Annotated in this window: 22 protein-coding genes; 6 read left to right on the forward strand and 16 right to left on the reverse strand. The window is 61.4% G+C overall.

Annotated elements, in window-relative coordinates:
- Positions 1–173 precede the first annotated feature (173 nt).
- On the reverse strand, positions 174–1,778 hold the full coding sequence (locus BK660_RS28485; RefSeq protein ID WP_123436164.1) for a glycerol-3-phosphate dehydrogenase/oxidase: 1,605 nt from the start codon (positions 1,776–1,778) through the stop codon (positions 174–176).
- 5 nt (positions 1,779–1,783) lie between these two features.
- Positions 1,784–3,379: an FAD-binding oxidoreductase gene (locus BK660_RS28490; protein WP_123436165.1), complete on the reverse strand. Its 1,596-nt coding sequence runs from the start codon at positions 3,377–3,379 to the stop codon at positions 1,784–1,786.
- Positions 3,380–3,589: 210 nt separating this feature from the next.
- Between BK660_RS28490 and gliR the strand changes: the two genes are divergently transcribed.
- Together gliR and BK660_RS28500 are read left to right on the forward strand one after the other, a co-directional pair.
- On the forward strand, positions 3,590–4,606 hold the full coding sequence (gliR, locus tag BK660_RS28495; protein WP_123436166.1) for an AraC family transcriptional regulator GliR: 1,017 nt from the start codon (positions 3,590–3,592) through the stop codon (positions 4,604–4,606).
- A 483-nt stretch (positions 4,607–5,089) separates the two neighbouring features.
- Positions 5,090–5,455 carry a DUF6124 family protein gene (locus BK660_RS28500; protein WP_123436167.1) on the forward strand — a complete coding sequence of 122 codons (366 nt, stop codon included), beginning with the start codon at positions 5,090–5,092 and terminating at the stop codon, positions 5,453–5,455.
- 86 nt (positions 5,456–5,541) lie between these two features.
- On the opposite strand, the gene BK660_RS28505 is transcribed toward BK660_RS28500, so the two are convergent.
- The 8 genes from BK660_RS28505 to mdaB all read right to left on the reverse strand — a co-directional run bounded on the left by BK660_RS28505 (position 5,542) and on the right by mdaB (position 14,217).
- Positions 5,542–5,910, reverse strand: a complete 369-nt coding sequence (locus BK660_RS28505; RefSeq protein WP_123436168.1) for a glyoxalase superfamily protein — start codon at positions 5,908–5,910, stop codon at positions 5,542–5,544.
- A 121-nt stretch (positions 5,911–6,031) separates the two neighbouring features.
- Positions 6,032–7,489 (reverse strand): N-acyl-D-amino-acid deacylase family protein, encoded by a 1,458-nt coding sequence (locus BK660_RS28510; RefSeq protein ID WP_123436169.1) that lies wholly within the window; start codon positions 7,487–7,489, stop codon positions 6,032–6,034.
- Between the two features lies 1 nt (position 7,490).
- Positions 7,491–8,351 (reverse strand): MurR/RpiR family transcriptional regulator, encoded by an 861-nt coding sequence (locus tag BK660_RS28515; protein WP_027924401.1) that lies wholly within the window; start codon positions 8,349–8,351, stop codon positions 7,491–7,493.
- A 15-nt stretch (positions 8,352–8,366) separates the two neighbouring features.
- A complete protein-coding gene (locus BK660_RS28520; RefSeq protein ID WP_027924400.1) occupies positions 8,367–9,716 on the reverse strand; it encodes a GntT/GntP/DsdX family permease in 1,350 nt (449 codons plus the stop codon).
- 284 nt (positions 9,717–10,000) lie between these two features.
- Positions 10,001–11,446 (reverse strand): SulP family inorganic anion transporter, encoded by a 1,446-nt coding sequence (locus tag BK660_RS28525; protein ID WP_123436170.1) that lies wholly within the window; start codon positions 11,444–11,446, stop codon positions 10,001–10,003.
- A 214-nt stretch (positions 11,447–11,660) separates the two neighbouring features.
- Positions 11,661–12,554, reverse strand: a complete 894-nt coding sequence (locus BK660_RS28530) for an NAD-dependent epimerase/dehydratase family protein (RefSeq protein ID WP_123436171.1) — start codon at positions 12,552–12,554, stop codon at positions 11,661–11,663.
- Positions 12,555–12,657: 103 nt separating this feature from the next.
- Complete coding sequence (locus BK660_RS28535; protein ID WP_123436172.1) at positions 12,658–13,569, reverse strand: LysR family transcriptional regulator; 912 nt, start codon at positions 13,567–13,569, stop codon at positions 12,658–12,660.
- 57 nt (positions 13,570–13,626) lie between these two features.
- On the reverse strand, positions 13,627–14,217 hold the full coding sequence (gene mdaB / locus BK660_RS28540) for an NADPH:quinone oxidoreductase MdaB (protein ID WP_123436173.1): 591 nt from the start codon (positions 14,215–14,217) through the stop codon (positions 13,627–13,629).
- A 161-nt stretch (positions 14,218–14,378) separates the two neighbouring features.
- On the opposite strand from mdaB, the gene BK660_RS28545 reads away from it, so the two are divergent.
- Positions 14,379–14,693: a putative quinol monooxygenase gene (locus BK660_RS28545; RefSeq protein WP_123436174.1), complete on the forward strand. Its 315-nt coding sequence runs from the start codon at positions 14,379–14,381 to the stop codon at positions 14,691–14,693.
- Here BK660_RS28545 and BK660_RS28550 read toward each other — a convergent pair.
- A complete protein-coding gene (locus BK660_RS28550; RefSeq protein WP_123436175.1) occupies positions 14,683–15,447 on the reverse strand; it encodes a sulfite exporter TauE/SafE family protein in 765 nt (254 codons plus the stop codon). The two genes, BK660_RS28545 and BK660_RS28550, sit on opposite strands and share 11 nt — an antisense overlap.
- A gap of 223 nt (positions 15,448–15,670) precedes the next feature.
- On the opposite strand from BK660_RS28550, the gene BK660_RS28555 reads away from it, so the two are divergent.
- Together BK660_RS28555 and BK660_RS28560 are read left to right on the forward strand one after the other, a co-directional pair.
- Positions 15,671–16,552: a LysR substrate-binding domain-containing protein gene (locus BK660_RS28555; RefSeq protein WP_123436176.1), complete on the forward strand. Its 882-nt coding sequence runs from the start codon at positions 15,671–15,673 to the stop codon at positions 16,550–16,552.
- A 110-nt stretch (positions 16,553–16,662) separates the two neighbouring features.
- On the forward strand, positions 16,663–17,007 hold the full coding sequence (locus tag BK660_RS28560) for a cupin domain-containing protein (RefSeq protein WP_007946320.1): 345 nt from the start codon (positions 16,663–16,665) through the stop codon (positions 17,005–17,007).
- Between the two features lie 253 nt (positions 17,008–17,260).
- Here the strand turns inward: BK660_RS28560 and mmsB are convergent, their stop codons facing one another.
- Both mmsB and BK660_RS28570 read right to left on the reverse strand, forming a co-directional pair.
- Complete coding sequence (gene mmsB / locus BK660_RS28565) at positions 17,261–18,148, reverse strand: 3-hydroxyisobutyrate dehydrogenase (protein WP_123436177.1); 888 nt, start codon at positions 18,146–18,148, stop codon at positions 17,261–17,263.
- A gap of 10 nt (positions 18,149–18,158) precedes the next feature.
- Positions 18,159–19,685 carry a CoA-acylating methylmalonate-semialdehyde dehydrogenase gene (locus BK660_RS28570; RefSeq protein ID WP_123436178.1) on the reverse strand — a complete coding sequence of 509 codons (1,527 nt, stop codon included), beginning with the start codon at positions 19,683–19,685 and terminating at the stop codon, positions 18,159–18,161.
- 163 nt (positions 19,686–19,848) lie between these two features.
- On the opposite strand from BK660_RS28570, the gene BK660_RS28575 reads away from it, so the two are divergent.
- Positions 19,849–20,796 carry a LysR family transcriptional regulator gene (locus tag BK660_RS28575; protein WP_123436179.1) on the forward strand — a complete coding sequence of 316 codons (948 nt, stop codon included), beginning with the start codon at positions 19,849–19,851 and terminating at the stop codon, positions 20,794–20,796.
- Here the strand turns inward: BK660_RS28575 and yfiB are convergent.
- Genes yfiB through yfiR form a run of 3 tightly spaced genes read right to left on the reverse strand, consistent with a single transcriptional unit; the run spans position 20,793 to position 23,142 of the window.
- Positions 20,793–21,287 carry an outer membrane lipoprotein YfiB gene (gene yfiB, locus BK660_RS28580; protein WP_123436180.1) on the reverse strand — a complete coding sequence of 165 codons (495 nt, stop codon included), beginning with the start codon at positions 21,285–21,287 and terminating at the stop codon, positions 20,793–20,795. The two genes, BK660_RS28575 and yfiB, sit on opposite strands and share 4 nt — an antisense overlap.
- Before the next feature lie 14 nt (positions 21,288–21,301).
- Positions 21,302–22,570 (reverse strand): diguanylate cyclase DgcN/YfiN, encoded by a 1,269-nt coding sequence (gene dgcN / locus BK660_RS28585; RefSeq protein WP_123436181.1) that lies wholly within the window; start codon positions 22,568–22,570, stop codon positions 21,302–21,304.
- Entirely contained in the window at positions 22,567–23,142 is a 576-nt protein-coding gene (gene yfiR, locus BK660_RS28590; RefSeq protein ID WP_123436182.1) for a regulatory sequestration protein YfiR, read from the reverse strand. The genes dgcN and yfiR overlap by 4 nt, the downstream gene beginning before the upstream one ends.
- Positions 23,143–23,213: the final 71 nt, after the last annotated feature.

Here is a 23,213-nt window from a genome sequence, read left to right on the forward strand (position 1 = left end):
TATTTTCCGTAGTCCGTAGCCCTGTAGCAGCTGTCGAGCGCAGCGAGGCTGCGTCCGAGAACAACGTTCTCGCTATTCCTGCCCCGGTGGTTTATCTGAAACACCGGGGTGAGGGTTTTGCGACGGCTTCGCCGCCGAACGCTGCCTCGCTGCGCTCGACAGCTGCTACAGGGTTATGGGTGCTCAACGCGACAGCTGGGCAAACCGTGATGGCGTTGCCATAACGCCTGATAGCGCTGCAATTCCTGTTGCCAACGCTCGTCGTCCCAGCCGAGTCGCGGCTGGCAGAGTCGGCGGATGGCTGCAAAGTATTCCTCGCCACCGCGCGGCAGCAACAGGCCCAGACGGGTTCGGCGCAACAACAAGTCATCCAGGTGCAGGACCATTTCCGCCTCACAGGCAAAGGCCAGCTCCGCCCACAAGGTGTCCGTGGCGCCCACGCTGTCATGGCCCAGTTCCGCGATCAGTGTCGCCAGCCTCGGCAGGTCACGGCCATGTCGCCCGGCCAGGCGCCGCCACTGGTTGCCACAGAGCCCCGGGATGTCCAGCGGTGGCACCACGGCAAACACTGGCGCGGCGTCGTCACTGAAGGGACGGTCGAGCATGCTCGCGCAGGCCTTGAGCACTTCGATGGCTTGCGGGCGAAAGGTGGTCAGCTTGCCGCCGGCCAGGGTCACGCAACCCGGTTCCTGCCACAGTACGTGCTCGCGGGTTTCATTCGACGGTTTGCCTTGATGTTCACCCGCCGCACTGCCCACCACCGGGCGCACCCCGGACCAGGTCGACAGCACGTCGTCAGCGACTACTTCTGCGTGGGGAAATTGTTGAGTACAGGCTGCCAGCAGATAATCGAGTTCATCAACGCTGATGCTCGCGCTCTGGTCCAGATCGCCCTGATGATCGAGGTCCGTGGTGCCGACGACCGTGGCGCCCTCCCAAGGGAAAACGAACACCGGTCGACGGTCGCGCTCGTGCAGGAAAGTGAAGGCTTGCGCCACCGGCAGGCGCCAGCCCGGCAGCAACAAATGGCTGCCACGCAACGGGCGCAACTGACGCGGGGCATCGGGCAGGCGCAAGCGTTCGGCCCAGGCGCCGGTGGCCACGGCCAGCACGCCACAACGCAATGTCAGTAATCCGCCACCTTCGCAGTCCTCGACCTGGACCCCGCAAACACGTCCCTCCTCACGCAGCAATTGCTGCACGCGCACGCCGTTCAGTACCACGGCGCCATCGGCCCGAGCCTCGCCTAATACGCGCATCACCAAACGGGCATCATCGGTCAGCGCATCGACAAAACTGGTGCCGCCCAGCAGGTCATGTTCCTTAACTCCCGGTGCCAGATAACGCAGTTGTTGCGCGTCATGGAAGCGATGGCTGCGCCGTCCGGCCAGCGCGTCATAGACGGACAACAAACCACCGAGCACTCGCGGTCCGGGAAAACCGCCACGGTAATGCGGCATCATGAAACTCATCGGCTCCACCAGCCCCGGTGCTTCGTCGAGCAGGCGCTGCCGCTCGCGGACGGAATCGCGGGTCAGGCGCCACTGGCCCTTGGCGATGTAACGCAAGCCGCCGTGAACCATTTTCGAGGATCGACTGGACGTACCCCAGGCGAAATCGCGCTGCTCCAGCAGCAGGCAACGCCAGCCACGGCGCGCGGCTTCGCGCAGGATACCGGCGCCGCTGATGCCGCCGCCGATGACGATCAGGTCCCAGGTTTCATCCGCCAGCGTCGGCAGCACTTGCTGACGCCACGCGGCGTTCCAGTTCGGGCTCACGGCCGTCACTCCGGCAACAACGTGCCGGGGTTCAGGCGCCCGGCCGGATCAAAATGCCTACTCAGCGCCTGCAAGGTGTCCATCGCCAGCGCGCCTTTCTCGCGCAGCAGGTACGGCGCGTGGTCCTTGCCCACGCCATGCTGGTGACTGATGGTGCCGTGGTTGTCGACGATGGTCTGGCTGGCCGCGTGCTTGAGCGCCTGCCAGCGGGCCAGGGTGGCGGGATAGTCCGCCGCCGGGCGAAACACGTAGGTGGTATAGATGCTCGAGCCTTCGCCGTAGACGTGGGACAGGTGAGTGAACACGTGCACCCGCTCGCCTTCAGCCGCCAAGGCATCACGCAGGCTGTTTTCGATCAGGGTGAGCAGGTTGTCGACGTTGCTCCAGTCAGTGGCCGTTTCGAGTGTGTCGACCACATAACCAGCGTTCCACAAGTTCTCGCGCAAGTAGGGAAAGCGGAAGCGGTTCTGCGCCCACTTCTTGCCGAGCAAGGTGCCGGTAAACACCCCGCCGAATGCCTTGAGGTGCTGCCGGGCCTGGCTCAGGGACAGCGCATTTTGCCGGCGATTACCGGTCACGCCGAACGTCAGCAGGCATTTGCCTTCACCGGCACCGCGCAGCGACAGGTATTTTTCCAGCCAGGCGATCTGCTGCGGGTGACCGGCCAGCGCCAACTGGGTTTCGGTTTCCACCGCGTTGGACAAGCGCAGCATCGACAGCGGTACGCGCGCCTGGGCCAATTGGCGGATGGCTTGCAGCGCCTTGGTCCAACTGGGCAGAAACACGCCGTAGAAACGCTCATCGGCGGGCAATGCACTGACCCGCACCTTGACCTCGGAAATAATCCCGAAACGGCCTTCGCAGCCCAACACCACTTCGCGCAGATCGGGTCCGGCGGCTGAGGCCGGGAATGTGGGAATCTCCAACGGCCCGGCGAAAGTCTCCAGTGTCCCGCCGGCGAACAGTTGTTCGATGCGCCCGTAGCGCAACGATTGCTGGCCACTGGATCGACTGGCGACCCAACCACCGAGGGTCGACAGTTCCCACGACTGCGGGAAATGCCCCAGCGTATAACCCCGGGCCCGCAGCTGACTTTCCACCTGCGGCCCTGTCGCGCCGGGGCCGAAGGTGGCGAGCAGGCTCTGCTCGTCGAGGTCCAGCAGGCGACTCATCCGCGCCAGGGACACCGTGACCACGGGCCGCGTCGAATTCGGTGGGTTGATGTGCCCGGCCACCGACGTGCCGCCGCCGTAAGGAATCAGGCACAAGTCCTGTTCATGAGCGAGCGCCAGCAACTGGCGGATCTGCTCGGCAGTCTCGGGGAACGCCACGGCGTCGGGATACTTCCCCAGCGCGCCTTCACGCAATGCCAGCCAGTCCGGCAAGCTCTGCCCCCGGGCATGCAGCAGACGATCCTGCGCAACCACGCTGTACAAGGCGTGTTCCTGCAACCGCGAGGCCGGCACGCGGGCCAATGCCGTTTCCAGCGTGGCATCGGGCAACGCTCGACCGTCACCCAGCCGTTGGGCGAGAAAACTCGCGCCCTGGGCCGGCAGTTCGACCACCGTGGTTGCATCTCCCCAGCCGTTCCAGCGTCGCATGCGTGTGTCCTTTTGCGGTTCTTATTGGTGATATTTCAGGCCCCCATACTAGTCAGCTGCCCGAAAGTGTCACGGTCGCATCCGGCCAGTTCGAGTAGCCAATTGAGTCAAACGTCGCACAGATGCCAGCCATTTACTTTAGCCGTGGTTTCAACTTACCTTTCAGCGCATTCATCCGCGCATGCGGGCCTTGATCAAAGGAATACGATCATGCAATCCCTGGGGTTCACTTCCGTTCCGCCGCTGCTCAAATACCTGCGTCATGCCGAACAGCTGGGTATGGCCATCGAGCCTGCGTTGGCGGCGGCCGGATTGCAGGCGCAGCAGTTGAGTGACAACAGCCTGCGGTTGCCGGGTGAAGCCCATGAACGCTTGCTCGATTATTTCTGCGAACACTCGGGCGATCCGTTGTTCGGTCTCAACGCCGCGCATTTTGTGTTGCCCAACTCCTGGAGCGTGCTGGGTTACATCACGATGAACTGCGCGACCCTGGGCGATGCCATGAGCCGCATCATGCCGTTCGAGAAACTGGTGGGCGACATGGGTGTCAGCCGCGCCGAAGTTCATGACAGCAACGTGCACCTGATCTGGACCTGCCGCTATCAACGCCCGCGCATTCGCCGGCACCTGGTGGAAAACGTGCTCGGCTCCTGGCTGCAATACGCGCGCTGGATCGCCGATACGCAAATGTCACCGGCCGCCGTCTGGCTGGAACATTCACGCCCGGCCGAGGCGACGCTGGCGCAATACGAGCAGTTCTTCGATTGCCCGGTGCTGTTCGACCAGCCGTATTCGGCGCTGATTGTGCCGTTGCCGTACTTGCAGTTGCCGTTGCGCCAGGCCGATGCGCAATTGCTGCGCACCCTGGAAGAACATGCGCAGGGGTTGATGGCGACACTGGAGGACGCGTCGCTGGAGCAGCGGGTCAAAAGCATCCTGCGCCAGCTGCTCAAGGAAGGCCTGCCACGCAAGGAGCAAGTGGCCGAGCATCTCGCCGTGTCGGTGCGCACGCTGCAACGCCAGTTGCATCAGGCTGGCACGTCGTACCAGCAAATCCTCGACGACCTGCGCCAGGAACTGGCCGAGCATTACCTGCTCAACAGCACGCTGCCGATTCAGGACATCGCCCAGTACCTGGGTTTCACCGAACCGCGCTCGTTTCACCGTACGTTCAAGAGCCGACGCGGAATGCCACCCGGCGAGTTTCGGCAGACTTACCGGGTGTGACTGCACGGGCCTCTTCGCGAGCAAGCCCGCTCCCACACTCGATATGAGTCATACACAAAATAGGTGCTCACTCAGATTCAGTGTGGGAGCGGGCTTGCTCGCGAAGGCGTCAGTCGCGACAGCGCATTAAACGTCTTTCAGTGCGCATGTTTAAAGACACTCGGCGTTACGCGACAACGCCCACAGATCCTTGCGCCGCTGCCTACGACTACGCCAGAATCCGCCGGCTTGTGCGCCTCGGGGCTGCTCGGTAACTTGGATCGCGTCACTGATTCCCAGTGATCGAGCTTAGCGGCTCGGCTACATTCGCTCCTGGTTGCACAAGTATCATCCAGTCAGGCATTTGCCTGAGCTTGATGGTGGCTGTGCGCATGGCACCTTCGGGTGCGCCGGGATGGGATGCGACCGGTCCGCTAACTTGCGCACAGCTGCCTCCCTTTCGCTTAGCGGCGAAATGGATGCGGTCTAACAAGGTACGCGCCCATGTTCAAAGTTACGCCAAACCCACCGGACACCGATCCGGCATCCCCCTACGAAACACCGGAATCAAAGAAATTCCACGAAGCCGCCGAGCGCGCCCTCAATCACTATCTGGGCCCACCGGCCGCCCACGTCATGGCCAAACCCTACCAACCCAACCGCCTCTACATGGCCAACCCGGCGTCCGGCACCGAACCCTTGCTGACCGACGCCTGTGAAACCCTGGGCTCAGCCACCGTCATGCTCAACGACTTCGCCGCGTTGCTCGAAGGCTCGCACCGAAAAACCGCGCAAGGTATTGCCCAAATAGTCATGGTGGCGGAAATGGCGGTCAATCAAGTGCTGGATAAATTAGTGCCCACTGACTGATCACTGCTTCCATGAACGAAAAAAGCCCGCTGCCAAACCAAAGGGTTCGGCAACGGGCTTCTTTGCGCGGCTTACAACGTTTGCGCTCAGAGGCTGATCGCGTTGGTGAACACCAACCGATTGCCGAACGGGTCGGCGATGGTCATGTCCTGGCTGCCCCACGGCATGGCCTGAATCTGTGGATGCGAAAACGTGTATTCCTTGGCGATCAACTGCTGCTGGAACACTTCAAGCTCATCCGTCTCGATCCGCAAGGCCGAACCCGGCGTCGCATCGCCGTGGTGTTCGGACAGGTGCAACACGCATTCGCCGCGAGACACCTGCAAGTACAACGGGAAGTTCGCTTCGAAACGGTGCTGCCAGTCGATCTTGAAGCCGAGGAAGTCGACGTAGAATTCCAACGCCTTGGCTTCATCGAAAATCCGCAGGATCGGGGTGGTTTTACCGAAGCTCATGCAGTTACTCCCTGACTGAAAAAGACACCCAGTGTAACTGGGCCGATTGTCAGCGCTTCGGCTCGGTGGTGGCTTTCTTTAATTGCAATGTGCCACTAGTGTGACAGACCACAAAGAATGCTCACTGAAACCCGTCACGCAAATCCCCTTCCCGCGCCAAAAAGCGCCCTTCCCTTCTGCCGTTCGCCTGCCCTTCGCTGTAACTCAATACGCCGTTGACCCACACGCCGTCGATCCCCTCTGCCGCCCGCTGCGGATCGTTGAAGTCCGCCACGTCGCGAATGGTCTCCGGATTGAACAACACCAGATCGGCCCAATGCCCTTCGCGGATTTCGCCACGTTCCTTCAAGCCAAACCGCGCCGCCGACAGCCCGGTCATTTTGTGTACCGCGGTGTGCAGCGGAAACAACCCGACATCGCGACTGAAATGGCCGAGAACCCTTGGGAATGCGCCCCACAGGCGTGGATGCGGGAACGGGTCTTCCGGCAATCCGTCAGAGCCGACCATCGATAGCGGGTGCGCGAGGATTCTTCGTACGTCTGATTCATCCATGCCGTAGTACACCGCCCCCGCCGGTTGCAACTGGCGGGCAGCGTCGAGCAACGGCAGGTTCCACTCGGCGGCAATGTCCATCAGGTCGCGACCGCCCATTTCAGGGTGCGGTGTGGACCAGGTGATGGTGATGCGATGGGCATCGGTGACTTGCTTGAGGTCCAGCGTTGAAGAACTCGCCGCGTAGGGGTAACAGTCGCAGCCCACCGGGTGGGTTTTCGCCGCGTGTTCGAGGGAGGCCAGCAATTGCGGACTGCGTCCCCAGTTACCAGCGCCGGCGCATTTGAGGTGGGAAATGATCACCGGGGATTTCGCATGACGGCCGATCTGGAACGCCTCGTCCATGGCCTCCAGCACCGGTTCGAACTCGCTGCGCAAATGGGTGGTGTACACCGCGCCGAATGCCGTCAGCTCTTCGGTCAGTTGCATCACTTCATCGGTGGAGGCCGAGAACGCGCTGGCGTACGCCAGGCCTGTGGATAACCCCAATGCACCGGCCTCCAGGCTTTCACGCAGTTGTTCGCGCATCGCACTGATTTCGTCTGGCGTGGCGGTACGAAACAGGTCGTCGAGGTGATTGCTGCGCAGCGCCGTGTGGCCGACCAGTGCGGCGACGTTTAGCGTGGTATTCGCCGCTTCGACCGCTGCGCGGTAGTCGATGAAGGTCGGATAAACAAACGCTGCGGCCGTGCCGAGCAGGTTCATCGGGTCCGGCGGATTGCCTTTTAAACTCACCGGCGAAGCGCTGATGCCGCAGTTGCCGACGATCACCGTGGTCACGCCCTGGCTGAGTTTGGGCAGCATCTCTGGCTGGCGGATCACCACCGTGTCGTCATGGGTGTGGACGTCGATGAAACCCGGCGCCAGCACGCGACCGGCGGCGTCGATCTCTTCAGTGGCAGTAGCGTCGTGCAAGTCGCCGATGCGCTCGATGCGACCGTCCAGGATCGCCACGTGGGCGGTGTAACCCGGGGCGTTGCTGCCGTCGATGATCAGGGCGTTGCGAATCAGCGTGTCGTACTTCATGTCAGTCTCCCAGCGGCAAGTGATCGTCGCCGCCGCGGTAATCGTCGAGGGCGAGTTTGATCCGCCGCAGACGTTCTTGATTGTCTTCAGGATTAGCCAGCGCCAGCTCGGTGGCAAGCACGTCGATGGCCAGCAACATGCCGTAGCGCGCCGCCGTGGGTTTGTAGATAAACGAGGTTTCGACGCCTTGCAGCGGCAGCAGCACGTCCGCCAATTGCGCCAGCGGCGAATCAGCCCGGGTGATGGCGACAATGCGTGCGCCGTAACTGCGCGCGAGTTCGACGGCTTCGATGAGTTCGGGGGTAATGCCGGTCAGCGAACAGGCAATGACGGCGCGCCCGGCATCGAGGCTGGCGGCGGTGACGCGCATCATCACCGGGTCGTGGCACACCGCAATCGGGTAGCCGAATCGCACCAGCCGCACTTGCAGTTCATCGCTGCACAAGGTCGAGCAGCCGCCCATGCCGAACGCGTGAATCATCCGCGCCTTGCCCAGCAGCTTCACCGCATCGGCGAAGCGCGACTCGTCGAACGCCGACAGATGCTGGCGCAAGGTCGACTCGATATCACCGACGATCTGCCCGTAAAACGCCGACTGATCGGGGGTGCCTGCCGGGTCGAGAAAACGGCTGCCGACGCCGCTGGCCTGGGCCAGTTGCAGGCGCAAGTCGCGCAGGTCGCGGCAACCCACCGTGCGGGCAAATCGCGATAGCGTGGCGGTGCTGACTTCCGCCCTCAGCGCCAGCTCATCGAGGCTGGCAGCGGAGGCAAACCCTACGTCGTCGAGCATCAGGCGCGCGATACGCCCTTCACCGGCGCTGAAGGAGTCCTGGCGGGCGCGGATCTGATAAAGGATGTCCATGGCAGGCGACTCCGGTTAGATCAGGTAAGAAAGGCCGACGGTCAGGCCGAAAGCGACCACGGAAATAATGGTCTCCAACACGGTCCAGGTCTTGAAGGTCTGGGCCACGGTCATGTTGAAGTATTCCTTGATCAACCAGAAGCCGCCGTCGTTGACGTGGGAAAAAATCACCGAGCCGGCACCGGTCGCCAGCACCAGCAGTTCCGGGTGCGGATAACCCAGGCCGATGGCCACCGGCGCAACAATCCCCGAGGCGGTGGTCATCGCCACCGTCGCGGAACCGGTGGCGATGCGCATTAACGCGGCGAACAGCCAGCCCATGATCAGTGGCGACAACTGAAATTCGTGGGCCAGGCTGACGATCTGATCGGTGACGCCGGCGTCCACCAGAATCCGGTTCAGACCACCGCCGGCGCCGACCAGCAAGGTGATGCTGGCGGTGGGGGCCAGGCATTCGTTGGTGAACTTGAGGATCGATTCACGGCTGAAGCCCTGGGCGATGCCGAGGGTCCAGAAGCTCAATAAGGTCGCCAGCAACAGCGCGATGACCGAGTTGCCGATGAACAGCAGGAACTGGTTGAAGCCGCTGCCTGGCGTGGAAATCAGGTTGGCCCAGCCGCCGATCAGCATCAGCACCACCGGCAACAGAATGGTCGCCATGGTGATGCCAAACCCCGGCAAACTGTCGCGTGGTTCGCGGTCGAGGAACTGGCGCTCCAGCGGATTTTCCGCCGGCAGTTGAATGCGTGGCACGATGAACTTGGCATACAGCGGTCCAGCAATGATCGCCGTCGGAATGCCGATCAAAATCGCGTACATCAACGTCTGCCCGACCGACGCCCCATACACCTGCACCGCCAGCATCGCCGCCGGGTGCGGCGGCACCAAGGCGTGCACCACCGAGAGGCCGGCGACCATCGGCAAACCGACCATCAGGATCGACACACCGACACGCCGCGCCACGGTAAAGGCAATCGGCACCAGCAACACAAAACCGACTTCGAAAAACAGCGGCAGCCCGACCAGGAATGCGATGCAGACCATCGCCCAGTGCGCGTTCTTTTCGCCAAACCGGTCGATCAAGGTCCGCGCCACCTGCTCGGCGCCGCCGGACTCGGCCATCATCTTGCCGAGCATGGTGCCCAGCGCCACCACCAGCGCGATATGCCCGAGGGTTTTACCGACCCCCGCCTCATAGGCGCCGACCACGCCGGACGCCGGCATCCCGGCCAGCAAGGCCAAACCGATGGACACCAGGGTGATCACGATGAAGGGATTGAGTCGGTAACGGGCGATCAGCACGATCAGCGCAATGATGGCGATGGCGGCATACACCAGCAGCCAATAGCCGAAGGACAGGGTCATGCGGTACTCCTCGAAAGGGTCACGTCGAATGGATTGTGAAACTCTTAAAACATTTCGAGAGGTGATATTCAAACGAGGTGAAAGTTATTTTCGTATAGGGGTAAGGGTTGTCGCTGAGAGATATGCGAGGTCGGTGAATATGTAAATCCGACAGGCGAATTTACATCCAGATTTCCCTGTGGGAGCGAGCCTGCTCGCGAAGAGGGAGTGTCAGTCAACAATGATGTGACTGATACACCGCCATCGCGAGCAGGCTCGCTCCCACAAGGATTTTACTTGGGACCTCAGTCGTGACTCACGCGCGCGCGTTTCAGCAGTTTCTTGCAACGCTCCGACAGGTGCAGCACGCGCAGGTGCTTGCCGGCCTTGGTGTAGCGTTCACGCAACGTATCCAGCGCAGAGATGGCCGAGTAATCAACGAAGCTCAAATGCCGGCAATCCAGCGTGACGTGGGCCGGATCATTGGCCGGGTCGAATTGATTGAGAAAGGGTGTGGTCGAGGCAAAGAACAGCGTGCCATGCACCCGGTAGAGTTTGCTGCCGTCGTTTTCCAGATGACTGTCGGCGTACAGCTGCCGGGCCTGCTGCCAGGCAAAGTTGAGCGCGGCGATGATGATCCCGCACAACACGGCGGTGGCCAGGTCGGTGAACACGGTAATCACCGTCACTGCGAGGATCACCAACACGTCGTTCAACGGCACTTTGTTCACCACCCGCAACGAGGCCCAGGCGAACGTTTGCTGTGACACCACAAACATCACCCCGACTAGCGCCGCCAGTGGGATGCGCTCGATCAGCGGCGACAGAAACAAAATGAACAGCAGGATCAGCACCCCGGCAACCACACCGGACAGTCGACCACGACCGCCGGAACTGAGGTTGATTACCGTCTGGCCGATCATCGCGCAACCGCCCATGCCACCGAACACACCCGAGACCATGTTCGCTGCGCCCAGCGCCACGCACTCACGATCCGGGAAGCCACGGCTCTCGGTGATTTCGTCGGTCAGGTTCAAGGTCAGCAGGGTTTCCAGCAGGCCGACCAGCGCCATCAAAATCGCGTAGGGCGCGATGATGCGCAGGGTGTCCAGCGTCCAGGGAATGTCTGGCAACGCAAAGGTCGGCAAGCCCCCGGCGATGTGCGCCATGTCGCCCAGCGTACGGGTCGGCAAGCCCAGCAGATACACCGCCAGCCCCACGCCCAGAATCGCCACCAATGCCGGCGGCACCGCACGCGTAAGGCGCGGCAGCAGGTAAACGATGGCCATGGTCACGGCCACCAGCCCCGTCATCATGTACAGCGGAGTACCACTGAGCCAGGTGTCACCGCTTTTGAAATGTTCCAACTGCGCCAGGGCAATGATGATCGCCAGGCCGTTGACGAAACCGAGCATCACCGGGTGCGGGACCATGCGCACCAGTTTGCCGAGTTTCAGCAACCCGAACGCCAGCATGATCAACCCGCCGAGCAACACCGTCGCCAGCAGATACTGCACGCCGTGTTGCACCACCAGCGCGACGATCACCACGGCCATCGAACCGGCCGCACCGGACACCATGCCCGGCCGCCCGCCGAACAGCGCGGTCAGGGTGCAAATGATGAACGCCCCGTAAAGCCCCATCAGCGGATTGAGGTGGGCCACCAGCGCGAAGGCGATGCATTCGGGCAGCAGGGCGAAAGAGGTCGTGAGCCCGGCCAGGACATCGGCGCGTAGACGTTTTGGTTTCATGGGGAGGGATCGCACGCAGGGAGTGACGAGAGGAAAGTGCGCGGATGTTACGGAATTGAGGGCGGCCCGGCCAGTTGTTGGGCTGCTGAAAAAGCCTTCGCGAGCAAGCCCGCTCCCACACTCGATATGTGCTAATCCGCGATATCCGGTGCGATGCAGATCAAATGTGGGAGCGGGCTTGCTCGCGAAGGCAGCGACGCGGTCTACAGCGAACTCAAACCATCTCGTCCCGAATCCACTCAATCACCGACACCCGCTTCGGCGCCCAGCCCAGCAACTCACGCGCCTTCTTCCCGCGCACCCGGCTGTTGGAACCCAAACCATAGTTGGCCATTTCATACCCCCACTCGGCCTCGGCGTCTTTCAGCGGCCAGTCTTGCGGCGCGCCCAACTCCAGCGCTTGGGCAATCGCGGTGGTCATGTCGATGAACGACGCCTCACCGCTTTCTACGAAGTAGAACGTGCCCGGCGCATTTTTGGTCAGCGCCAGCAGGTACAGGGACACGACATCTTCGATGTGCACGTTGGACCAGATGTTCTGCCCCGGGCCGACATGCCGGACCACGCCACTTTTACGCGCCTGTTTGAGCAAACGCGGCAATTGCACGCTGTCGCGATTGACGCCCAGGCTGTGGCCGTAGATCAGCGTGTTGCAGATCACCGCCGAGTTCACGCCGTCGTTCGCGGCAGCGAGGATCAGGTTGTCGATGGCCACGCGGGCGGCCTTGTCGACGGTCGGTTCCGGCAGTTTGTCTTCGAAGTAAATGACGTCGCTGGACTTACCACCGGAGGCATCGCCGACGATGCTCGAACCGCTGGTGTGCAGGAATACTTTGTTGGAGCCGCGCAAGGCGTCGAGCAACGCTTGCACCGCGCCGCGATGGTCGCTGCTGGCGGCGTTGATCACGGCGTCGGCAGCACGAGCCTGTTCGGCGAGCAATGCGCTGTCGTCCAGCGTGCCGATCACCGGGGTGATGCCTAGCGCGCTCAGTTCATTGGCTTGGGCTTCGCTGCGCACCAGGCCGGTGACCTTGTGGCCCGCGCGGATCAGGCCGGTGGCGATGGAGCCGCCGATGAAACCTGCAGCGCCGGTGACGAATACGTTCATGGAGAAACTCCCTGCGTGAATAAGTGATGCAACGAGTATCGAGGAGCGATCACTGAGGAAAAATCCCCTCCGACCCAATTCACTCTTGCGCAGGGATCACGAATCAGCCTTTGAAATCCGAGTTCGCATACACCGCCAACTTGCCCTGAATGAAGTCGAGGAAGCACTGAATACGCAGGGCCAATTGCGAGTTGCGGTAGTACACCGCGTTGATTGGCTGACGATAGCCGCTGTTGAAGTCCGCCAGCAACACTTGCAAACGGCCGGCGCGAATGTCCTCGATCGTCATGTAATGCGACAGGCAGGCAATGCCCTGCCCTTCCAGCGCCAGGTGCCGGATCGTCTCGCCGCTGGAGGCACTGATCGACGCCTCGATCGGCCAGCGATCACCGTGTACATAACGCAGCGGCCATTGGTTGAGACCTTCGTTCTGGGTAAACCCCAGCAATGCGTGGTCACTTAAATCCGCAACCGCATGCGGCGCACCGTGTTGCTCGATATAGGCCGGGCTGGCGACGATGTGCAGCGGACTGCACCCCAGCGAGCGGGCGTGCAAGGTCGAGTCGGCCAGCGTGCCGATGCGGATGGCGATGTCGGTGCTTTGCTCCAGCAGATCGATAATCAGGTCGTTGCTGTTGAGTTCCAGCTGGATGTCCGGGTAGAGCCGGCGGAATTCGTCGATGTACGGCACGATGGCGTGCAGCATGAACGGTGACGCGGCGTTGATCCGCAGCCGCCCGGACGGGGTTTGCTGGCGTGAGTTGAGGCGTTCTTCGAGCTCGTCCATCTGATCGAGAATGCGCTTGGCGTGCTCGAAGAAGTACTTGCCCTCTTCGGTCAGGTCCATGCGCCGCGTGGTGCGGTTGATCAGTGTGGTATCAAGTTTGGCCTCCAGCCGCGACAGCGTGCGACTGACCGCCGAAGGCGTTTGCCCGACCTGTTCGGCGGCAGCGGAAATCGACCCGCATTCAATCACGCAGACGAAAATCTGCAATTCATCGGATCTGGCTTTCACAAAGGCCCCTCATTCAAAACTGGCTTGATAGTAGCTGGATGCGGGGCAAAAGGAACCTCAAGCCTTGAGGCCAAACACCTCGGTCAAATGCTCTTCATAGCGTGCGACATCGGCTTCGATGTTCGGGCGTTTCATCACGTCGACGCACAGGAAGGTCGGCAGGCCGGTCATGCCGAGGAACTCGTTGGCCTTGTGGAACGGGAAGTACACCGCGTCCACGCCCTTGGCTTCGAAGAAGTCGGTCGGGTCGTCGAACGCTTGCTGCGGCGCATTCCAGGTCAACGACAGCATGTATTGCTTGCCCTGCACCAAACCGCCGCTGCCGTACTTTTGCGACGCATCGGAACGGGTGCGGCCATCACTGGCGTAGAGGCTGCCATGGCCTTCGGTGAAGACTTCATCGATGTACTTTTTCACGGTCCACGGTGCGCCCATCCACCAGCCTGGCATTTGATAAATGATCACGTCAGCCCAGAGAAATTTGGCGACTTCTTCGGCGACGTCGTAGCCCTCGTCGATGAAGGTGGCTTTCACGTCCACGCCGCCACGATCCAGCACGCTCAGCGCCGTTTCATGCAGGGTGGTGTTGTAGCGGCCATCGGAGTGGGCGAATTTTTTTCCGCCATTGAGCAACAGGACTTTTTTCATGAGAAATCTCGAAAGGTCAGAAATTGGATGGCGGCAGGTTAGCGGCGAGGCTCGCGCGGAATAAGTCCTGAATGCACAAAACCCTTTTGACCAATACGCACGAATCGACAGGCGATTGTTGCCATAGACTTGCGCCGATTCTTAACTTGAGGGGATTTCTGATGAGTGAAATGCAAGGCTTCATCCTGCACGCCAAGACCCGCCCGGAAAAATCCGACGCCTTCGAAGCGTTTTTCAACGGCTATGTGCAAGCCAGCCGCGCCGAGCCCGGCTGCATCGAGTACCACATGCTGCGCGACAAACAGGACCCGACGCTGTTTATCTTCTACGAAATCTGGCAATCCCAGGCGCATCTGGACGTGCACTCGAACCTGCCGCACATGAAGCAGTTTCTTGAGCAGCGCGACGAATTCCTGGAACGGGATTTCGAGATCCGCGCCATCGACATGCTCAGCCCGTCATCCGCTACCCGCTGATCAACAAGTGGCCGCCGAGCACGCCGAGGCCGATGAAAAACACTCGCTTGAACAGCGCCGCGCTGATCCGCTGCCGCAGCCATTGGCCCAGCAACAGGCCGAGCACGGCCGGGATCAGCGCCAGCAATGACGCACTCAGTTCGCCACCACCCAAGGCGTCGCGCCACCACAGGCCAGCCGCCAGCGCCAAGGTCGAAACGGTGAACGACAAGCCCAACGCCTGCACGAGTTCGTCCTTGCTCAAACCGAGCGCCTGCAGATAAGGCACCGCCGGAATCACGAAGACGCCGGTGGCCGAAGTGATAACGCCTGTCAGCACGCCGCACAGCGGACCGAGCCAACGCTCGGCGCGACTGCCGACGCGCAAGGCCGGCAGGAACAATCCGCTCAATGCGTAGAGCAACAACGCGGCGCCCAACGCCCGCACGACCCAATGCCCGCCGGCCATGCCGATCCACAACGTGCCGGCGCCCGTGCCGATAAAGATCGCCAGCAGCATCGGCCATAAACGCTTGATCAACCCGCGCAGGTGCCCGCCGAATGCCAGTTGCCAGACATTGGTGAGGGTCGCAGGAATGATCAGCAGCGCGGCAGCCTGCGACGGTGCCATAGCCAGACCGAGCAGGCCCATGGCGATGGTGGGCAAGCCGAGACCGATGATGCCTTTGATCATGCCGGCCAGGAGGAACGTGGCAATGACCAGTAAGGACAAGGCCAGCCCGAGGTTTTGATAGAACGCGGCGAGTGTATTCATGGGGCTATCCTGAGCCTGGATTTGCCGGGTGAAAATCTGCCATATACTGAGGGTGCCTCTTGTCTAGCAATAGGCTTATAGATGGGTTGAGGCTACTGGCCTCTTCGCGAGCAAGCCCGCTCCCACAGTTGATCGAGTTCTCACTGAAAAAATACGGTCCACTGTGGGAGCGGGCTTGCTCGCGAAGGGGCCCGCCCAGACAACACACCTCCAGAGGTTGCCGATGCACTTCGACCTGACCGACCTGCGCCTCTACCTGAACATCCTCGACAGCGGCAACATCACCGCCGGTGCCGCGCGCAGTCATTTGTCCCTGGCAGCGGCGAGCGCGAGAATCCGCGCCATGGAGGCTTCGCTCGGCATCGAATTTCTTCAACGCGGTCGTCGCGGCGTCACCCCCACGCCGGCCGGCAAAGCCCTGGCAAAACACGCCCGATCCCTGCTGCAACAAGCCGAACGCATGCAACAGGACCTGGCGGAATACGCTAAAGGCGTCAAAGGCCAGGTCCGGTTGCTGTGTAACACCACGGCGATCACCGAGTACCTGCCGGAATTGCTCGCCGATTTCCTGCACGAACATCCAAACCTCGACATCGACCTTCAGGAATTGCCCAGCGCACGCATCACCCACGCCTTGCGCCAAGGTGCGGCAGACCTGGGCATCGTGTCCGACGCCGTGGACACCGATGACCTGCAGACCCGCGCTTTTCGCGACGATCCACTGGTATTGATCCTGCCCCACGACCACCCGTTGGCCGACACTGAATGCCTGAGTTTCAGCGACACCTTGCACCACGATTACGTCGGCCTGAACGCCAGCAGCGCCCTGGCCGTGTACCTCGAAGAACAGGCATTGCACATCGGTTCGCGCCTGAAAATCCGCATCCGTGCCGACGGTTTTGATGGCGTCATGCGCATGGTCGCTCGCGGTGCCGGGTTGGCGATCGTGCCGCTCGCGGCCGTCGAACGCTGGACCGGCGAACTCCCTTTCCAGAGCATCGCGCTGCATGAACCCTGGGCCCAACGCAAACTCCTGCTCTGTGCCCGGGACTTTGCCGCGCTGCCCGGCTATGCGAAGGCCTTGTTACATGTCTTGACCCTTTAGTTGAGGGGTGCGCGTTTCTGGACACCTGGATGTCGAGTTCAGACAACTGACCGGTGCAGGGGGGCTATAGGGTGCCACTTCAGTTCTTCAAGCCACTGCCCGGAGTCATCATGACCGCACCGATTACCGTTCTTCGCGATACTCATCCACTGCCGGTGCTTGACGCCTGCAAATGGGAAAAACTCGAAGGTGACCCGCACACCGTCAACCTCAACGCCTACACCAGCGAAGACGGCAGCAAGATCATGGGCACCTGGATCTGCACGCCGGGCAAGTGGTATGTCGAATACGTGAAGTGGGAATACTGCGATTTCCGCGAGGGCTACTGCATCATCACCCCGGAAGGCAAAGAGCCGATCCACCTGCGCGCCGGTGATATTTTCGTCATTGAGCCGGGGATGAAAGGCACGTGGGAAGTGGTTGAAACCGTGCGCAAGTATTTCGTGTTTGCCTGATGCAAAAAAACCGGGGGATCACCCGACGTGATCTCCCGGTCAATGTTCTGACTTGAAATGCGCAACACTGTGGCGAGGGGCTTGTCGGAACGCCGCATCGCCCCGTTCGGCGGCGAAGCCGTCGTATGTTCAGTCGACTCTTTATGGCTGAAGGAATGTAGGGGAGCGCTTCGCACTCCAACGGGGGCAAGCCCCCTCGCCACAAAAGCGTGCTCACCACAAAAGCTTCCTCGCCACAGCCCCCGCGAAAACCTTATTGAGCTTTGCGATAGCTGTTGATGATCGCCGAGAAGTCCTTGCCACCCTCTCCACGCTGGCTCATCGCCTGATACAACTGCTGGGCCACCGCGCCGAGCACCACCGGTTGGTGCGCCTGACGGGCCGCTTCCGTGGCCAGCCCCAAATCCTTGAGCATCAGTTCGGCACCGAAGCCGCCGGTGTAGCCGCGCGAGGCCGGCGCCGTTTCGACGATGCCCGGCCATGGGTTGTACATCTCCGAACTCCAGCAACGCCCGGTGGAACTGTTGATGATCCCGGCGAGCACGGTGGTGTCGATCCCCAGGGCATCACCCAGCGCCATTGCTTCGCTGACGCCGACCATGGAAATCGCCAGCAGCAGGTTGTTGCAGATTTTGGCGATTTGCCCGGTGCCGACTTCGCCGCAATGGACGATGTTGCGGCCCATCTGCGCCAGCACCGGCTGCAGGGTGGCAAACAGTTCCGGGGTGGCGCCGACCATGAAGGTCAGCGTCCCGGCCGCGGCGCCACCGGTGCCGCCGGAAACCGGTGCATCGGCCATGGCCACGCCTTGCTTGGCAGCGGCGGCGGCGACATCGCGTGCGGTCTGTGGATCAATGGTGCTGCAATCCACGGCCGGCACGCCTTGGCCGATGCCGGCGAGAACGCCGTCTTCGCCCAGCCATACGCTGCGCACATGCACAGCGGCCGGAAGCATGGTGATCACCAGCTCTGCACCTTGCGCCGCTTCACGGGCGGTAGGGCTGATGCTGCCGCCCAGTTCCTCCAGCTCCGCCAGCACGGTTTTGTTCAAGTCGACCAGGCGTAGCGCGTGGCCGGCCTTGATCAGGTTGCGCGCCATCGGCGCGCCCATGTTGCCGAGACCGATAAAAGCGATTTTCATGTCCGGCTCCTTATCGCAAGTTGATGGTGGTGTTCACACCGTCGTTGACGCTGTCGTCATCGAACCAGCGACTGGTGACGGTCTTGGTCTGAGTGTAGAACTGCACCACTTGCTTGCCATACGGGCCGAGGTCGCCCAGCTTGGAGCCGCGCGAACCGGTGAAGCTGAAGAACGGGACCGGCACCGGAATCGGGATGTTGATACCGACCTGGCCGACGTCGATTTCAGTCTGGAATTTACGTGCCGCCGCGCCGCTCTGGGTGAACAGGCCGGTGCCGTTGCCGAACGGGTTGGCATTGACCAGGGCAATAGCCTCGTCGAGCGTATTCACTTCCAGTACCACCAGCACCGGGCCGAAAATTTCCTGGGTGTAGATCTGCATGTCGGTGGTTACGCCGGAGAACAAGGTCGGGCCGACAAAGTTGCCCTTCTCGTAACCTGGAACCGTGATCTCGCGACCGTCCAGTTCCAGTTTGGCGCCTTCCTTGATGCCGCTTTCGATCAGATCGAGAATGCGCTGTTTGGCTTTTTTCGAGATCACCGGGCCAACATCTGTGCCCGGCTCGCTGCCGGCATTCACGGTGAGTTTCTGCGCCAGCGCTTTCAGGTCCGGCAACCATTGTTTGGCCGCGCCCACCAACACCACCACGGAAGTGGCCATGCAACGTTGACCCGCCGCGCCAAAACCGGCGCCGACCAGGGCGTTCAGCGCTTGCTCGCGATTGGCATCCGGCAGCACCACGGCGTGGTTCTTCGCGCCCATCATCGATTGCACGCGCTTGCCGTGTTTACCGGCCAGGTCGTAGACGTGAGTACCGACGGCGGTCGAACCGACGAAGGAAACCGCCTTGATGTCTTTGTGGGTGCACAGTGCGTCCACAACATCCTTGCCGCCATGTACGACGTTAAGCACGCCCGCCGGAACGCCAGCCTCGATCGCCAGTTCCACCAGGAGCATGGTCGACATCGGGTCCTGTTCGGACGGTTTGAGCACGAAGGTATTGCCGCAGGCGATGGCCATCGGGAACATCCACAGCGGAATCATCGCCGGGAAGTTGAACGGGGTGATGCCGGCGCACACGCCGATTGGCTGACGCAGGGTGTAGGTGTCGACGCCGCCGGCGACGTTCTCGGCGAATTCACCCATCTGCAGGCTGCCGATGGAACACGCGTGCTCGACCACTTCCAGGCCACGGAAAATGTCGCCTTCAGCGTCGGCAATGGTTTTGCCCTGTTCGGCACTCAAGACCACGGCGATGCGTTTGGAGTGTTCACGAATCAGCGCCTGGAGCTTGAGCATGATGCGCATCCGCGCGCCGATCGGCGTCAGCTTCCAGGTCTGGAAGGCGCGATGAGCAGCGCTGATCGCAGCATCGACTTCTTCAGTGGTCGCAAACGGCACCTTGGCCAGCACTTGCTGGGTCGCCGGGTTGACGATGTCGTGCCATTCAGTGGATTTGGACTCGACCCATTGGCCGTCGATCAACAGCTTTACCGTTTGGACAGTGGTTTGGTCAGGCGTGAGCGAAGCGTTCATGTGGGTCTCCGGATGTTTGCTTTTTATAGTTAGAGCTATCTTGGGAGCCAAGGCGAGAAAGTCGCCTTGCGATGAGGCGTGTGCCGCGAGTTGGTTGTGCAGCTGTTTTTGGAGTATAGATGTGCAAACTTCTAATAAGAACGCACATAAAAGCCGGTCCATCATGCAAAAAAACATCACGTCTTTAGGCTCGCTGAACTGGGACGACCTCAAGTTTTTCCTCGAAGTCGCCCGCACCCGCAAGGCCAGCACCGCGGCCAAGCGCCTGGCGGTGGACTACACCACCGTGTCGCGGCGCATCAGTTCGCTGGAAGCCGCATTGGGGACTTTGTTGTTCGAGAAATCCCGGACCAGCGGCTTTGTCCTGACCGCTGAGGGTCAGCGATTGCTCGGTTATGCGGAGTCGATTGAAAGCACGCTGCACATGGCCTGCGAGCAGGTGTCGGGGTCCGGGGTGGCGTTGTCCGGGCATGTGCGCATGGGCTGCACCGAAGGCTTCGGCAGCTTTTTCATCACGCCGCAACTGAGTCACTTCGTCGACGCCTACCCGGCGATTTCCGTCGACATCCTGCCGCTGCCGCACTTCATCAGCCTGTCCAAGCGCGAAGCGGATATCGTCATCGCCCTGGAGCGCCCGGAGCACGGTCCGTACGTGTGCTGCAAACTCTGCGACTACCGCTTGCAGCTGTACGCGACCCAGGACTATCTGGACAAACACCCACCCATCCGCCGCCCGGCAGACCTGGGCAAGCATTCATTCATCAGCTATGTCGACGACCTGGCGTTCAGCTCAGAGCTGTTGTACCTGGCGAACGTATTGCCCGGCGCCAGCGCCAATTTGCGCAGCACCAGCGTGATCGCGCAATTCGTCGCGGCGCAGCAAGGGCGGTCGCTGGCGATTCTGCCGTGCTTCCTCGCGGCTCAGGACCCACGATTGCTGCCGGTGTTGCCGCAGGAGATCAATATCACCCGGCAGTTCTGGATGTACTGCCGCGAGGACTTGAGGAAGCTCAAGCGGATCACCCTGTTGTGGGATTACATCCGCTCGGTCACTGAGCAGAATCAGGCTCTATTGATGGGTGAAACTCGTAAGATGCTGTTCGCCGATTAATCGGCGCTCACCACAATCGACACCCGGCGGTTTTCGGTACGGCCCGTTGCCGTGGTGTTGGGCGCCACCGGCTCGCTGCTGCCGAAACCGCGCAACTGGATGTTCTGTTCTTGCATGCCGACTGTGGTCAGCACCTTGCCGACACTTTTCGCACGGCGCAGGGACAGTTGTTGGTTGTAAGCCTCTTTGCCGGAAGCATCGGTGTGGCCATCGACCCGCACACGCTCGATGCCAACGCCGAGCAATGATTTGCCGATGCGCTGGACGATTTCGGTACTGGCCGGATTCAGGCTGTCGTCGTCACTGCCAAACAGGACTTTGCCGGACAGACCAAAGGCCCAGCCTTCTTCGGTCAGTTCAAATCCTTGCTGTTTAAGCACGGCGATCTGCGCCGGGGTCAGGCTCTTTTGCGGTGCTGTCTGGCACCCGGTCAATGCCAGCAAGGCCATGAACAGGGTGATCGCGAAAAATCGCAGGGAACGCGGGGTCATCGAGAACAAAACAATCAGCTCCTGGTGTGAGCATGGGTGACAGGATGTTCCGATCCTGCCGTGTGCTGCGCGCCACGAGCGACGCGCTTGGCTTGGTACATGGCGGCGTCAGCGGCATGGAGCAAAGTGCCCGGCGTGACGCCATGATCCGGGTACACCGCAATACCGATACTGAGTGAAGTCAACACATGGATACCGCCCGGCAACGGGATCGGTGCTTCCATGCTGGCGAGGATCTTGTCGGCAATCCGCTCGGCGTCTTCGGTTTTGTGCAGCGGTGACAGCAGCACGGCAAACTCGTCACCGCCCAGACGCGCCACCAGGTCCTCTTCGCGAAGTTGTGCGCGCACGCGGGTCGCGACCGCCACGAGCACCGCGTCACCGGCCGCATGACCAAAGTTGTCGTTGATTTCCTTGAAGCGGTCGCTGTCGAGAAACAGCACAGCCAATCGCTCGTTGAGCTTGTTGGCGTTGCGCAACGCACGTATCAACCGGCCTTCGAAAAACGCGCGGTTCGGCAAACCGGTGAGGCTGTCATGGCTGGCCTGGTGCGCCAGGGTTTCGTTCTCGCTTTGCAGGTGGGTCTGCCAGGATTCGAGCTCATCGAGCAAGGCATTGAAGTCGTTGCCCAGATTGTCCAGTTCGGCGATGTCGGCCGGCGGTACGCGACGGTCGAATGCACGCTCGCTGCGAGCGGCGTGAGCCACGGCGGCTAGGCTTCGCAGCGGGCCGGTGATCCCGCGAAGTTGGCGTCGCGCCAGATAGAGCGCGACCCAGGCACTGATTGCCGTACACAGGACAATGCCCGCCAGACCGCTGAGCAGAAAGCGCATCAGGCTGCCGCCGTGCCCGGTGAGCTGAACGCTGCCAATCTCCCGCCCCTGATGAACAATCGGCATGTCGATGGGTTTTTCCAGAAAGATCCTGGCGATCTGCAATTCGAGATCGGAGAACAAACCGTTTTCCGAACGCTGCCAGCGCGCCAGCAACCGCCCTTTGGCGTCCAGCACCTGGGCGTCGGCGACTTCCTCGGTAGACGCGATCATGGCCAGCGCTTCAGTGGCGGCGGCTTTGTCGTTGAACACCACCGCTGCTTCGACGGTGTAATCGATCGAGCGCGCAATCAGGTGCAGGTTGTGGTCGGCGTAGACCCGCAACGCGAGGACGCCAAGCAAGGTCAGCGACACGCTGGCCATGGCCACGGCGATCAGCGCGACGATCAGATGCCCGCGACCGATGACTGACCGCAAGGTCGGGCGAGTACCGGCTTTGAACAGGCTCATGAGGCCGCCGGCTTGCGGCGGGACAGTTGCAGCACACTGGGGTGAATGCGCACGCCACTGCGGGCGACGGAGTCGAGATTGACCTCGAAGGACACCTGCTCATCGCCAACCCGCAGGCAGAACAGGCTGCCGACGGTGCATTGATCGTCGCTTTCACTGATGCTCAGCACCGGGCGCCCCATCAATGAGGCGAACAGTCGACTGCGTTCATCACCGGTCAGTTTGCCGATGTACACCGCATCGCATTCACCGACAATCGACGGGTAGTCGGCCAGCAGGCGCCGCACAGTGACAGGCCGGCCGGTGGCCTGAGTGGTGCCTTTGACCAGATCGTCGGTGTATTCAGTGGGGCCGACCACGCACAAACGCAGTTGCGCGGGCTCAACCGGCCAGCGGGCGTAACTGAGAATGCCGAGCACCACTTGAGTGACCGATTGGGCACGCTGGTCAGCCATGCTCGACGGCGTTTGCGACTGCGCAAAAACGCTGCCGGACAGCCAGCAGAACAGGCCAGCGAGCAACACTTGCTTGCCGCCAATGACGCGTCCTGTCGTCCAGGCAGCCACCTTCATGCAGTGATTCTCTTCGATCGTAACGAAATAATTTCGCCACGATAGCATAGCGATGAAACACCCGCGAGGCC

Source organism: Pseudomonas brassicacearum (assembly GCF_003732265.1).
GTDB classification, from domain to species: Bacteria; Pseudomonadota; Gammaproteobacteria; order Pseudomonadales; family Pseudomonadaceae; genus Aquipseudomonas; species Aquipseudomonas brassicacearum_D.